Below are 12282 nucleotides of genomic sequence, written 5' to 3' on the forward strand. Positions count from 1 at the left end.
TCTGTTCATGTGAACGATATATGGCTATATCCATCATTTGAAAGGACAGGTGATGGCAACTTTGGCAACCCGGCCCCAGCACTCTGACGGACAAGTTCTCACTTCGGCAATCGCAAGGATTGCCGATTTCTGGGGCTTTTCCAATCCCAAGCTTGGGTCAATACTCGGGCTATCCCCGGCGACGGTCTCGCGACTCAAGGGCGGCAAGACCCTGCTCGACCCGGCCTCGAAGTCATTCGAGGCCGGACAGTTCCTGCTGCGCCTGTTCCGCGGGCTCGATGCGCTGATGGGTAGCGACGATGCCGCGTCGCGCCGCTGGTTGGAAACACCCAATCTCGATCTGGACGCACGTCCGCTCGACCTCATCGATAGCTTCAAGGGCCTCATCACCGTGTGCGATTATGTGGACGCCCACCGCGCTCGCGTCTGAGCTTGGCTCCTATCGCGGCGCGGTCTGGCGCGTGGTCGAGGCCCAGCACCGGATCTCGACCAACCGACTTGCCGACAGCCTGGCTGATCAGGCCCGGCTCGAAGCACTCGCCGAAGCGGCCAAGCCCGATCTCCCCAAGGCCGCGCAGGGCCTTCACTATCTACTCGCTTCGCCGTTTCGCTACGGTCACGGCACGGCCAGCCGGTTCCGCCGCGCTGATGAACGTCCCGGTATATTTTACGCCAGCGAAGCCGAGGGCACTGCGATTGCCGAGACCGCCTATTGGCGTCTACGCTTCTATCTGCGTTCTCCCGGTTTTGTGCCGCCCTCTGCAACGACCGAGCACACCAGCTTCACAGTCAAGGTTTCGACAAGCCGGGCAATCGACCTGACCCACGGTGCCTTTGCGGCCGACGCTGCACTCTGGACCGATCCGGACGACTATACCGCGTGCCAGGATCTCGGACACGCCGCACGAGAGGCCGGGGCCCTGATAATCCGCACCCGCTCGACGCGCGATCCGGCGCTCGGTCACAACGTGGTCGTCCTCACGCCCGAAGCCTTTGCCGCAGCGCAGCCAACGATCCGCCGGACCTGGCACTTGCGCTTCGAGGGTGGCCGCCTCACTGCGCTTGCTGCTTTCCCTTCCGAAGACCGCTTTGTCTTTACCGGGGCTGATTTCAACCTCGCTTGAGGCGCGCAGACGCAAGCTGGAAAGGTGCGGCACGGCGTATGCCTGATTGGTGACGCCAGTGCGTGCTGTTGCCTGCGTCACTCGCGAGAGAGGCCCTGGGCCAGCCGGCGAAACCGCGCAACCCGGCTTGGCCAAGCCCGTGTTGGCCGGTCCCTCATGGGGACTCGGCCGGCCCGCGCCAGCCTGCCCAAGCGGGTTCCCCTGCGGTGCGCGGGTCCACCCATGACTGGCCCTGACGGGCTCTCGCTGGCGCAGCCACCAAGCGGCACGTCAGCCTCACACCAGTCAGGAGGATACACCCATGCACACCAGTTTTTACGACCAGCTCGCCGGTCTTGATCTCGCCAGCTTTTCGATTGGTCCTGCTCCGGTTTCGACAACCGATTTTCCGGTTCGCGAAGCCGTCGTCCAGACGCTCGAGGCGGTCTGGTCCGATCTTTTTGCACTCATCTCCGGGACCGCTCTCGAGGCAGATGCCGAGGATCTGGGCTGGGCCTTCGTCAATCTCTTCCATCGTTCTGCCGAGCGAAAGTCGTCCGCGCTCGACCGCGCCACGGACGAGGTCCGGGCGCTCGTCGCGACGGCCGATGGTTCCGAGATTCACACCCACGAACTTGAGACTCAGGTCGAGCGGGCGCAATGCGCCGAGGCCAGCATGCTGGCTCTCGAAGAAATGCGCGAGATCGCTGCCAGCCTCTACCTCAATGAATTCAGTTCTTCCTGGAAGCCGGCTTCGAGTTCGCGCTTCAACCACAGCGCGATGCTAACTTCAGCGCTGGTCGAAGGGCGGGATTTCCTGCGCGCCCGGGCTGAGTCCAAGCGCCGCGCGGCGATGCCGGAAGGTACGCCGGTCGTGTTCGCTGGGGGGCGGATCCGCCACCCCAATGAAGCCGATGCCCTGACTTTCGCCAACAACGTCTGGGCTACTCTCGACAAGGTCCGCGACCGGGTCCCGAACATGGTGTTGATTCACGGCGGTGACACCAAGGGCGTCGACCGCTTGGCATCGAGCTGGGCCGAGCGTCGCAATATCCCGCAAGTGACCTTCTCGCTCGACATGCGACTTGGCGCCCGTGCGGGCTTCAAGCGCAATGAGCGGATGCTCTCGCTCGATCCGCGTTATGTTGTGGCGTTTCCTGGTAATGGCGTCCTGGAGCGTCTGGTTATCGAGGCCAAGTCGCGTCGGATCACGGTTGTCGATCGTCGTGGTCCGCTGGGAACCAGCCCGAAGTCGAACACAGGGTCCTCGTGACCCAATGGCGACCGTCACCCGTGAATTGTCTCCGCGCGTTCCAGCATTGCGACAAATTGCGCAATCTTGCGGGCGCGTGTCTCGGCGCGCTTCACCGCTGCAATCCGGTACAGGATCGCGTAGCGATTGGCTCCAGTCAGTGTGGCAAAGAAGGCCGCTGCTTTGGGGCTATGGTCGAACGCTTCCTGGAGGTCGGGCGGAACGGTAGCAGTGCTGGCAGGGGCATAAGCGGAGTCGCACCGACCATCGGCCTTAGCGGCTTCGATTTCGGCCAGACCGCGCTTTGTCATTCGGCCATCAATTATCAGTTCCATCGCACGGTTGCGGTTCACTTCTGACCATTTGCTGCGCGCCTTGCGCGGCGTAAACCGGATTAGCCAGCTTGCCGCATCGTATTTGTCGAGCTGGCCGTCGATCCAGCCATGACATAGGGCCTGATCGATCGCTTCGGCCTTGGTCAGGCTTGAAAGGTGAGCACCTTTCTTGGCGAACCGCAGCCACACGCCAGCAGCGTCAGGGGGCTGTGCTCCCAGCCATTCGCCGAGCGCTTGCCCGGTTTCGAACAGCAAGATCGGGAGCCCTGATCGCATTTCGGTCATGGGTGCAGCTTAGGTTGAGCCACTGGAATGTGAAGCCTGCTTGCCCGAAGGCCGCCCCCGGATTGTGGTGGCACACCGGCACGTCCATGCCTGCTGTCAGCGATGCGACGCCGAATTCAACCTGGCGCAGCTGTTTCCGACCATGGTTCTGCCTGTGCGTGATTGCAAGTCGTCAGAACTCTAAATCAGGGAGGCGTCCGTCGGGGCGGGTGAGAACCTCGCAAGGCGGCAACGACACTTGGGATCGAGGCCAGGACATCCAGCCCAACCATCCAGGACAACCCGTCTTTCTTGCGAACCGTCCCTTGAATCAGCCCCCGGACGAGACGCAACCCGCGAACCTGTCCGGCCGTGTTGCCGCCCCTTTGGGACGGCTGCCCGCACCACCCGAACTGGTCGGGGTTCCCCTTCGGTGCGTATCGCCGTTGGCCGCTTCTTCACTCGTGTTCGCAGCCGGGATGGTCCCGGATGCTCGATCAGGAGAAGTATCATGACCAATCTCGTAGTTCTCGTCGGCCGCATCGCCCGCGATCCCGAAACCCGCACTACTCAGGGCGGCACGAGCATCACTTCGATCTCGGTGGTGACCGACCGGCCCGCTCGCAAGGAGGGCAAGACCTACAAGGACGAAAACGGCTACACCGCCAAGGACAGCGAATTCCACCGCATCACCTGCTTCAACGGCCTGGGCGAGAACGTCGCCAAATACTGCACCAAGGGTCAGCTCGTGACGGTCGAAGGGCGCATTCACTACACCCAGTGGGAAGACCAGAGCGGCACCAAGCGCTACGGCTGCGAGATCATCGCCGACAAGGTCGATTTTCTCACCAAGGGCCGCCAGAACGGCAGTGATGGCGACAACGAAGGCGCCCCCGACATCGAGGATTGAGGCGCAGCTTCGACCAGCAACAGGCCCCGGCGGCGCGAGCCACCGGGGCCTTTGTCTTGCTTGAGGGCAAAGGCGGCGGCGCGGGGCATCGAACCCCGCGCCGCCGCTTCATGCAGGCTTGGGCGTGGAGGCGAGGCGTTTGAGACTCTCGTCGATGCCGATTGCCATCGACTGCCGGATCAGCTGTCTCAGCTGTGCTGGTTCGAGTATTTCGGCGCCGCATTCGAGCAGGACTTGGCCAAGCTCAGTCGCGACGCCTTCGCGCAGCTTTGTCTCTTCGGCAGCGAGCTCCTCGCGCTGGCGTTGCACTTTCAAGAGCGCATCGCGTGCGCTCACTTTGGACCTGGCCATCTGAATTCCTTTCGCTGGCCGTTGGTCCCCTCCTGGCAGGTCATGTCGCAGGTCGGAGCTCTGTAGGAAAATGGCTTTTTGGAGAGCTTGGCTTGTCCGCGAGAGGGGGAGGGCTCTCTCGCGAGAACTACGAGGATGATGGCGGCTTTGGGGCCGCGTCAAGGACGACGGGGCCCCACCATTTTGCTCCAGGGCCAAGGCCCTTCCATAAAATCGTGACCCCCATCGCCGCTGCGCGGCCGTGCTTCGCACGGTCCCTGACCCGTCCCGTCGCCCCCATCTCGAGGGGCCCCTGATGCGAAGCATCGAACATCAGGAGGTTTGCCATGATTGTATCTGCTGTCCTTACCGCCACGCCGCTGGACTTTGACCAGACTGCTTACCTTGCCGCGTTGGATCGAGCGCACGCCCGGTCCTATCACAGCTACTTCAACCAGTACGTTCTGACCGACGACGAAGCGGGGTTCATCGCGGTCGACGAGGGAGATTACGGGGCACTGGCACCGCGCCTTTACGACCGGATCGTGGAAACCGTACCCAGCAAACTTTGCGACGAAGACTAGACCGCAGGCTAGAGCTCAACAGCTCTGAAGGGGGAGTCCGGGCATCCGGGCTTCCCCTTTCGTTTTGCTTTGATCCCGTCTGGCAAACGAATTTTCCGCTGCGGCGGTGGTCCTACCGGACTTTTGTTCAAGCCCGTATATTCCGGTTCAAACCTGATCACTGGTACCGCACTTCGAAGTAGGGAACAGGGGGCACACCCTACGCCAGGTCTGGCAGGTTCGAATTGCGCAGAAATCGGCCATTCACAAGCTAGAATTTACCTCTCGTCACTTCGCAATCAGATTGATTTACATGGTAAAAAGCAAATCAGGCTACGTTGTGAACGCGTGGAGGTGGCGGAATTACGCGACGTATTCGTTCTTGACATGTTCTTTTGTGTAATGTAGCTCCAACACTGCCTTGCGAGCGCAAACCAGGATCCAAGATCGAAGGATCCTGACAATGCCAAGACCAATATCCCTCCAAGTCTATGTCTCGCCCGAGCTTGCCCAGCAGGTTCGGGCTGCCGCAGAAGCCGATGGCCTCGCGGTCAGCGAATGGCTGCGCTCGCAGCTTAAGAAGGCCCTCGCAGGTGCACCTGCTGGTGCAACCGACCGGGGTCTGCTCGACAAACTCTACCGTCAGTCGTTGTTCGCTTTCGTCGGGCTCGATGCGCTCCTTTCGGGGCACCCCGACCACACCTTGCGCGAGCGTGCGCACACCGCGTGGAAGGCTCGCTGCAAAGAAGCCGGCATGGCCGCTGCCCCGACCAAGGGAGGCGCAAAATGAAGAAGAACCTCGTCGACTTCACCCGCGGCAGCCAGCTCCTTGGCCACTTCAGTTTCATGTTTGCCGCCGGGCTCAAAGGGCCGCTCATCATCGCCGCGCTCATCATCTCGTGGATGTCGTGGTGGATGCTCTCGACCGGGCTCAGCGACCACGAAAGTTACCTCGTCTGGATGAAGTTCTACGCTGCCGCTTACGGCTTCATGGAATTCGATCCGCACAAGGAGATTGCGCTCGAAACCGCCTTCGGGGGTACGGTCAAATTTCCTATTACCTATGTCGAAGGCTTCCCACCTGTGGTGCGCGCCTGGGACCATATGGTCTCGATCCTGGGGCGTGCTCTGACCTATTCGGCGCTGCTGCTCGTACCTGCCTTTGCGCTGTTTTACTGGTTCGCCTCGCGGTTCGGCGCCAAGTCCAAGGAACGCAAACACGAGCGCGGAGCGATGCTCTCCACGCTTCCTGAACTGGTCGAGGAAATCCGCGTTCACAACAATGCCGAAAAGTCCAAAGAGCTCACTGCGGTGCTGGGCTGGCGTTACCGACTGTGCAGCCAGACGGAGCTCGCCGAAGTCTTTCCCTATCGGCCCTCGCGTCTTGCCAAGGTGACCTATCCTTGGCGGCTCGAGCAGAGCCACGCGATGCTCATCGGCACAACCGGCATGGGCAAGACCGTCGCTTTGTCCGAGATGATCGAGGAGGCAAGGGCGCGCGGCCAGCGTGCGGTTATCTTCGATCTGACCGGCGCTTTCATCGAGCATTTTTACGACAGCAGCCGCGACGTGATTCTCAACCCACTCGACGCGCGCTGCCCGATGTGGAGCGTGTTCGATGAGTGCCGCGACGAGGCCGAGTTCACGGCTGCGGCCGAGGCACTGGTGCCCCATGACGGGGGCGGAGCCGAGCAGTTCTGGGTGCTCGCCGCGCGGCTCTTGTTCGTCGAAATGTGCTTGAAGCTCAGAGCGCGCGGCCAGGCGACCAATGAAGCCCTGGCGGCGGAATTGATGACTGCCGATCTTGCCGCCGTGCACCGCTTGATGCGCGGCACGATCGCCGATCCGCTTACTGCGCCGGAGGCCGCGCGTATGGCGGAATCGATCCGCGCGGTGTTCAATGCCAATGCCAAAGCACTCACGCTGCTGCCCAAGACAGGCAAGCGGTTCTCGGTGCGCGACTGGATCGAGAGCGACAAGCGTGACGGGTCGATGGTGTTCATTTCGGCGCGCTACGTCGACATGAGCGTTTGCTCGCAGCTCCTCACCGTCTGGCTCGACCTTGCCATGAATACGCTCATGGCGATGGACCGGACGCGAGAGGTTCGGATGTGGTTCTTCGTCGATGAACTCGGCGCGCTTCATCGCCTGCCAGCGCTCGAAAAGGGTCTCCAGACGGCGCGCAATTTTGGCGGCGCGATCGTCACCGGGATCCACGCCTATGCCAAACTCAAGGAGGTCTACGGCGAGAACATGGCGATGACCCTGTCATCGCTTGCCCGGACCAAGCTGATCCTCGGTACGGCTGACAGGGAAACCGCGACCTGGTGCTCTGACTTCATTGGCCACCGTCAGGTCCGCGACATGGAAGAAGGCTACACTTACGGCTACAACAACGCCCGCGACGCGGTCAGCCTGACCTCGCGCAAGCACATCGAGCCGCTGCTGCTGCCCGATCAGTTGATGAACCTGCCGCGGCTTTCGGGATATCTCAAATTCCCCGATGGGTTCCCTGCAGCCCCGGTCAAACTGGTCCCGGTCGACCGGGTCAGGCACGCCGACCCCTTCATTCGCCGCGCGGAAGATTCGGGATCTAAGGCTGGTCCGGCCTCGCCCCATAGTCCGCCATCCGGCCCATCACCGGTGCCGCCAGCACCCGCGCCTGCGCCTCAGGCGAATGGCGGCAATGACCCTGCCGCGCCGCCCGCGGCGAATGACGACGGCGCGGGGCAACGCATTGTTCCGCGCCAAGGTGAACTTGCGCTACGATCGGGTCAGGAAGCCTCCATCAGTGGCGGTGAGGCGGAGCAACGCGAGCCGATTGCCGAGGTGCTCAAGGAGGCACGAGCTACCGAATTCGCAAGCACCGTACCTGCTCCGAGTGCCCTGGATGCGGCGCATGCCGCTGGGCCACGAGAAGGGCAGGCTCCTCTTGCATTACCCAAGGAAGCTGCGCTTCGATTGGTGAGTGGTGACGGACAGGAGCAAGGCAGGTCGAAGGATGGTCAAGACCCGCCGCGCAGCGACGCGCCCCAGGTTCTGAAGGCTGAAAGCGAGCAAAAGCCGGAGGCGAAGCAAGGTGTGCTCCATGCCGCCGCCGAAGCCCGCAAGCTGATGCTCGAGGATGGCCTTGCCGAGCACGACGAGCCCGGCCGCGATGAGCGCGGGCTTGGCGAAGCCGACATGGAAATCTGAAAAGCCCAAGCGTCCGCCGGGAGTGTGAGGCATGCTGTCTGTTGCCAATGTCCGCACTGCCGGCGGCGCTGCAAAATACTTCGCCGCTGACAACTACTACACTCGCGCCGATGCCGATCGATCGGGTACCTGGTTCGGCAAAGGCGCCGAGGAGTTTGGGCTGTTGGGCGAGGTCGATCCCAAGATATTCGAAGCGGTGCTGAAGGGATTCCTTCCCGATGGCAGCCGCCTGGGAAGTGACAATCGCGAGCACCGCGCGGGAACCGATCTGACATTCTCGATGCCCAAGAGCTGGTCGCTGCTGGCGCTGGTGGGTGGCGACAAGCGGATTCTCGAAGCTTACGCCGGGGCGGTCAGGGAGACCCTTGCCTGGGCGGAGAAGAACCTCGCCGAGACCCGGATGGAAGCGGGCGGCAAGTACAAGCCGGTCCAGACGGGCAATCTTCTTGTGGCGCTCTTCAGCCATGACACCAACCGTAATCAGGAACCCAATGCCCACATCCATGCAGTGGTGGCCAATGCGACCCAGGGGCCTGACGGCAAATGGCGCGCGCTCAAGAACGACAAACTCTGGGAGCACAATACGCTGCTCAATGCGATGACCATGGCGCGTTTCCGGATCTCGGTCGAACGGCTCGGCTATGAAATCGGTGAGATCGGCAAGCATGGCAATTTCGAGGCCGCTGGCGTGCCGCGCACCGCGATCGAAGCGTTCAGCACCCGCCGCGCCGAAGTGCTCGCTCTGGTCGAGAGGATGGCGCACAAGGGGCCATCGGCGACCGATACGGCCACCTTGATGACCCGGGCAGAGAAACAGCCGATCGCGGATCGGGAAGCGCTAGCGCGCCAGTGGGCCGACAAGGCTGCAGCGATCGGATTCGATCCCAGAGCGGTCATCGCCAGGGCCAATGCCAGGGCAGCAAACGACATCGGAAATGTGGGTGGGTTGGCCGTTGCGGCCCGCGATCTTGCCGCACGGGGCAAGGAACTGATCGCCGCGCTCGCCGAGCGCTTCGGCCTGCGCGAAGGCGACCCTTTGATCCCCGCCGATCTGGCGCGTCGGCCACAGGAAGAGGTCGCGGCGATCCACGCCGTCGCCTCGGCGGTCCGCCACTTGTCGGAGCGCGAAGCGGCCTTTGCCCGGACCGATATCTACAAGGCCGCATTGGGTTTTGGCCTGCCCGCCGGGATGGCCGCGATCGAGCGCCGGGTGATGCAGCTCGAGCGACAGGGGCAGCTGCAACGAGGCAAGGGTGCCGACCGCGGGCTGGTTACCACGGCAGGCGCGATTGCTTCCGAGCAGCGCATCGTTGCGGGCATTGAGGAGGGCAGGGGCAAGGCGCCTGCAATCGTGCAGGCCGACGAGGCCGGGACCCGCCTCCAGGCGCTCTCGCAGCTCAAATACGGCATGACCCTCAACCCCGGACAGGAAGCTGCCGGACGACTTCTGCTCGGCTCGCACAACCGGATCGTGGCAGTCCAGGGGATTGCCGGTGCGGGCAAGAGTACCATGCTCAAACCCGTTGCTGACATTCTGCGCGAGGAGGGCAAGCAGGTGCTGGGGCTCGCAGTCCAGAATACTCTGGTCCAGATGCTTGAGCGCGACACCGGCATCCCGTCGATGACCGTAGCGCGGTTCCTGAGGCGCCATGCCGCGCTGCTCGGCGGCGGCGACAAGGCGGCGCTCTCCAAGGCAAAGGCCGAGCTTCGGGGAACCGTTGTGCTACTCGACGAGGCCTCGATGGTCGGCAATTCCGACAAGGAGAAGTTGGTCCGGCTCGCCAATCTGCTCGAGCTCGAGCGGTTCGCTGCGATCGGGGACCGCAAGCAATTGGGCGCGGTTGATGCGGGCAAACCGTTTGATGTGATGCAACAGGCTGGCGCCGAAACCGCGACCATGAACATCAACATTCGGGCTCGCGACAAGCCTCTTCGATCCGCTCAGTACGCGGCGCAAGGCGGACGGATCGATGAGGCGTTGCGGCACCTCGGCAGTAATGTCGTCGAAGTAAGGGAGGGCGCAGCGATCGAAGCGGCTGCGGCATGGCTGTCGTTGCCCCCGGCAGATCGGGAGCGCACCGCGATTTATGCGTCTGGGCGGGATTTGCGAGCCCAAGTCAACGAGGCGGTCCAGACCGGGCTCAAGGCCAATGGTGAAATCGGCGAACCCTCGCTGCGCCTCCAGGTGCTCTCCCGGATCAACACTACGCAAGAGGAGCTGCGCCATGCATCGACCTACCGGGCCGGCATGGTAGTCGAGGTCGAGCGCGACAAGCGCGCCCAGGGGCTTGTCCGTGGCATGTATACGGTCGTCGGGATCGACCCTAGGCGCGAGCGGGTCGAACTTGAGAACGAACGCGGCAAACGGTTCGAATTCCGGCCAGACAGGTTGCGACCGCAGGGTGAGCACGACGCTCTGCGGGTCTACGAACTCAAGGACCTGGCGCTGCACGGCGGCGACCGCATTCGCTGGACTCATACCGATCACAAGCGGGGACTGCTCAATGCCGATCAGGCGCGGATCACGGGAATCGATGCAAGTTCGGTGCGTCTGACGACTTCGACAGGGATCGAACACCAGTTGAGCAAAGACGATCCGATGCTGAAACGGCTCGATCTCGCCTATGCGCTTAATGCCCACATGGCGCAGGGGCTTACCTCGGATCGCGGGATCGCCGTAATGGACAGCCGCGAGCGCAACCTTTCGAACCAGCAGACCTTTCTCGTCACGATCACGCGGCTGCGCGATGGTCTGACGCTCTATGTCAACAATGCCTCGCGGCTCGAGGAAGCGGTCGAGCGTAATACTGGCATGAAGCGCTCGGCCCTTGAGACGGTCGGACTGCTGCGCGATGCGGCAGCGACAGGACAGGCCAAGGGCCAGGTTGCAGTCGCGGCCCCCGAGAAGCAGCCCCCCGAAAAGGACCGCTCGATCATCAAGCCGTTCGAGATCGGGATTTGAGTGGCGCTCGCTTAGTGCCGTGTACCCGGCGCGTCTGCGCCTTCCTCGAGCTCAACGATCCGCTTGGCGATCTCTTGCCATGTGCGGATACCGGCTTCGTCGTTCTTGAGCGCCAGGGCGCCGATCTGCTCGGCGACATGGGAAGCGGCCTTATCCCCATGGGTTTTAAGCACCGTATTGGCGCAGGCCCAGAGTTCCCAGTCGCTCAGCGGCACCGATGGCCCCGCCAGTAGCGATCCCACCTGAGCACCGTACCGGTTGCCACCATCGCACAGGAGAGATCCTGGCCCGAGGGCAGGGTGCACCAGGCCGCCGTGCGGCTGCCGCCGGCCGATCCTTCAGACAAGCAATTCATCGTCGGCCCGCGCACAATCACGTGGCCGGTGCTGATTACCCCACGCGCGCCGCCAAACAGGCTCACCAGCGCATCGCGCGCCTGGATCGCGCTCGCGGCGGGGCAGGGCTGATTGTCGCGGCAGGTCCCATCCATCTCTTTCGCGGCGATCCCAGCGATGCGGACATGCGGGCCTTCGGCGCACCAGATCGGGCCATCGCCATCGTAGACGTGGGTCGGGGTGCAGGTGAAGGTTTGGCCGGCGCTGACGACGGCAGCGGCGAGGGCAAGCAGACTCATTTGATTGTAGCTACTGCAACTTTCGACCGAACCAAAGCACCCGGCCGACAATGTTCACCGTCCGGCGATCGAGGCCGTTCCAGGTCGGGTAGGCGGAGTTGTCGCTCACTACCGAAACCTTGCGGCCCTGCGGCTCGATTGCAATGCGCTTGACCGCCAGCGCATCGTCCATGCGCAGGACATAGATCCCGTCGCGCAACCGGGCCTGATTGTCGCCGAGGTCGACCAAGACATCGTCGCCGTCGCTCAGTGTGGGTTCCATCGAATCTCCGCGCACCCCAATGATCGAGAGGCTCGGGCTCTTGCTCGCGGTAAGCTTGCGCAGCCAGTTCGGATCGAACCCGAATTGCGCGCTCTTGGCTTCCATCTCGGCGAGGGCGCCGTGTCCGGCCGACGCCTCAACATCGAGGATCGGCACCTGGACGAGATCGATGACCGGTCCCGAGCGGCGGGTGGGGCCGCCAAGGGTCGCTTCATCGACCCCGAAGAATCGGGCGAGAATGCCGCGATCCCGCTCGTCGAGATGCCGCGGGCTACCCTTCTTGAGGTACTGCTGAATATAGGAGGTGTTGCGCCCCAACAGTCGAGAAATCCCGGAATAATTGACCCGCCGCTCAAGGATCAGGCGGTCGAGCGCTTCGCGTGCCTCGTCCATGTCTTTCGGTTCCAAAGCTGCCTGCATAGGAAAAAATCCTAGACTATAGGATGGGCGTCCTATACGGAACATATAAAGA

Annotated in this window: 13 protein-coding genes; 8 read left to right on the forward strand and 5 right to left on the reverse strand. The window is 62.7% G+C overall.

Going from position 1 to position 12282, the window contains the following annotated elements; genetic code table 11:
- Positions 1–52: 52 nt before the first annotated feature.
- The 3 genes from WG900_RS02355 to WG900_RS02365 all read left to right on the forward strand — a co-directional run bounded on the left by WG900_RS02355 (position 53) and on the right by WG900_RS02365 (position 2376).
- Entirely contained in the window at positions 53–430 is a 378-nt protein-coding gene (locus WG900_RS02355) for an antitoxin Xre/MbcA/ParS toxin-binding domain-containing protein (RefSeq protein ID WP_339964371.1), read from the forward strand.
- Positions 402–1124 carry an RES family NAD+ phosphorylase gene (locus WG900_RS02360; protein WP_339964372.1) on the forward strand — a complete coding sequence of 241 codons (723 nt, stop codon included), beginning with the start codon at positions 402–404 and terminating at the stop codon, positions 1122–1124. The genes WG900_RS02355 and WG900_RS02360 overlap by 29 nt, the downstream gene beginning before the upstream one ends.
- 301 nt (positions 1125–1425) lie before the next feature.
- Positions 1426–2376 (forward strand): DUF2493 domain-containing protein, encoded by a 951-nt coding sequence (locus tag WG900_RS02365; protein ID WP_339964373.1) that lies wholly within the window; start codon positions 1426–1428, stop codon positions 2374–2376.
- A gap of 14 nt (positions 2377–2390) precedes the next feature.
- On the opposite strand, the gene WG900_RS02370 is transcribed toward WG900_RS02365, so the two are convergent.
- On the reverse strand, positions 2391–2975 hold the full coding sequence (locus WG900_RS02370) for a YdeI/OmpD-associated family protein (RefSeq protein WP_339964374.1): 585 nt from the start codon (positions 2973–2975) through the stop codon (positions 2391–2393).
- 490 nt (positions 2976–3465) lie between these two features.
- Here WG900_RS02370 and WG900_RS02375 point away from each other — a divergent pair, with 490 nt between their 5' ends.
- The gene (locus WG900_RS02375) at positions 3466–3864 is read left to right on the forward strand and encodes a single-stranded DNA-binding protein (RefSeq protein WP_339964375.1); all 399 of its coding nucleotides are present in this window, start codon (positions 3466–3468) and stop codon (positions 3862–3864) included.
- A gap of 108 nt (positions 3865–3972) precedes the next feature.
- Here WG900_RS02375 and WG900_RS02380 read toward each other — a convergent pair whose 3' ends face one another.
- Complete coding sequence (locus WG900_RS02380) at positions 3973–4215, reverse strand: DUF6437 family protein (RefSeq protein WP_339964376.1); 243 nt, start codon at positions 4213–4215, stop codon at positions 3973–3975.
- A gap of 326 nt (positions 4216–4541) precedes the next feature.
- Between WG900_RS02380 and WG900_RS02385 the strand changes: the two genes are divergently transcribed.
- The 4 genes from WG900_RS02385 to mobF all read left to right on the forward strand — a co-directional run bounded on the left by WG900_RS02385 (position 4542) and on the right by mobF (position 10914).
- Positions 4542–4778 carry a hypothetical protein gene (locus tag WG900_RS02385; RefSeq protein ID WP_339964377.1) on the forward strand — a complete coding sequence of 79 codons (237 nt, stop codon included), beginning with the start codon at positions 4542–4544 and terminating at the stop codon, positions 4776–4778.
- 442 nt (positions 4779–5220) lie between these two features.
- Positions 5221–5547 carry a hypothetical protein gene (locus WG900_RS02390; RefSeq protein ID WP_339964379.1) on the forward strand — a complete coding sequence of 109 codons (327 nt, stop codon included), beginning with the start codon at positions 5221–5223 and terminating at the stop codon, positions 5545–5547.
- Positions 5544–7952 carry a type IV secretion system DNA-binding domain-containing protein gene (locus tag WG900_RS02395; protein ID WP_339964380.1) on the forward strand — a complete coding sequence of 803 codons (2409 nt, stop codon included), beginning with the start codon at positions 5544–5546 and terminating at the stop codon, positions 7950–7952. Before WG900_RS02390 ends, WG900_RS02395 begins: the two co-directional genes overlap by 4 nt.
- A gap of 31 nt (positions 7953–7983) precedes the next feature.
- Positions 7984–10914, forward strand: coding sequence for a MobF family relaxase (gene mobF, locus WG900_RS02400; RefSeq protein WP_339964382.1), 2931 nt, complete (start codon positions 7984–7986; stop codon positions 10912–10914).
- Between the two features lie 11 nt (positions 10915–10925).
- Here mobF and WG900_RS02405 read toward each other — a convergent pair whose 3' ends face one another.
- From WG900_RS02405 to WG900_RS02415, 3 genes are read right to left on the reverse strand one after another with little or no spacing between them, the layout of a single operon-like run.
- Positions 10926–11129 carry a DUF6961 family protein gene (locus WG900_RS02405; RefSeq protein WP_339964384.1) on the reverse strand — a complete coding sequence of 68 codons (204 nt, stop codon included), beginning with the start codon at positions 11127–11129 and terminating at the stop codon, positions 10926–10928.
- Positions 11120–11548 (reverse strand): thermonuclease family protein, encoded by a 429-nt coding sequence (locus WG900_RS02410; RefSeq protein WP_339964385.1) that lies wholly within the window; start codon positions 11546–11548, stop codon positions 11120–11122. Before WG900_RS02410 ends, WG900_RS02405 begins: the two co-directional genes overlap by 10 nt.
- Before the next feature lie 10 nt (positions 11549–11558).
- Positions 11559–12203 carry a S24 family peptidase gene (locus WG900_RS02415; protein ID WP_339965307.1) on the reverse strand — a complete coding sequence of 215 codons (645 nt, stop codon included), beginning with the start codon at positions 12201–12203 and terminating at the stop codon, positions 11559–11561.
- Between the last annotated feature and the right edge of the window lie 79 nt (positions 12204–12282).

This window comes from Novosphingobium aquae, assembly GCF_037572715.1.
Taxonomy (GTDB): Bacteria; Pseudomonadota; Alphaproteobacteria; order Sphingomonadales; family Sphingomonadaceae; genus Novosphingobium; species Novosphingobium aquae.

What these genes read in the sequence shown, in the direction of transcription:
- WG900_RS02390 (WP_339964379.1), top strand. Translation starts at nt 5,221, where the DNA reads ATGCCAAGACCAATATCCCTCCAAGTCTATGTCTCGCCCGAGCTTGCC.
- WG900_RS02375 (WP_339964375.1), top strand. Translation starts at nt 3,466, where the DNA reads ATGACCAATCTCGTAGTTCTCGTCGGCCGCATCGCCCGCGATCCCGAA.
- WG900_RS02410 (WP_339964385.1), bottom strand. Translation starts at nt 11,548, where the DNA reads ATGAGTCTGCTTGCCCTCGCCGCTGCCGTCGTCAGCGCCGGCCAAACC.
- mobF (WP_339964382.1), top strand. Translation starts at nt 7,984, where the DNA reads ATGCTGTCTGTTGCCAATGTCCGCACTGCCGGCGGCGCTGCAAAATAC.
- WG900_RS02380 (WP_339964376.1), bottom strand. Translation starts at nt 4,215, where the DNA reads ATGGCCAGGTCCAAAGTGAGCGCACGCGATGCGCTCTTGAAAGTGCAA.
- WG900_RS02365 (WP_339964373.1), top strand. Translation starts at nt 1,426, where the DNA reads ATGCACACCAGTTTTTACGACCAGCTCGCCGGTCTTGATCTCGCCAGC.
- WG900_RS02415 (WP_339965307.1), bottom strand. Translation starts at nt 12,203, where the DNA reads ATGGACGAGGCACGCGAAGCGCTCGACCGCCTGATCCTTGAGCGGCGG.
- WG900_RS02360 (WP_339964372.1), top strand. Translation starts at nt 402, where the DNA reads ATGTGGACGCCCACCGCGCTCGCGTCTGAGCTTGGCTCCTATCGCGGC.
- WG900_RS02385 (WP_339964377.1), top strand. Translation starts at nt 4,542, where the DNA reads ATGATTGTATCTGCTGTCCTTACCGCCACGCCGCTGGACTTTGACCAG.
- WG900_RS02355 (WP_339964371.1), top strand. Translation starts at nt 53, where the DNA reads ATGGCAACTTTGGCAACCCGGCCCCAGCACTCTGACGGACAAGTTCTC.
- WG900_RS02395 (WP_339964380.1), top strand. Translation starts at nt 5,544, where the DNA reads ATGAAGAAGAACCTCGTCGACTTCACCCGCGGCAGCCAGCTCCTTGGC.
- WG900_RS02370 (WP_339964374.1), bottom strand. Translation starts at nt 2,975, where the DNA reads ATGACCGAAATGCGATCAGGGCTCCCGATCTTGCTGTTCGAAACCGGG.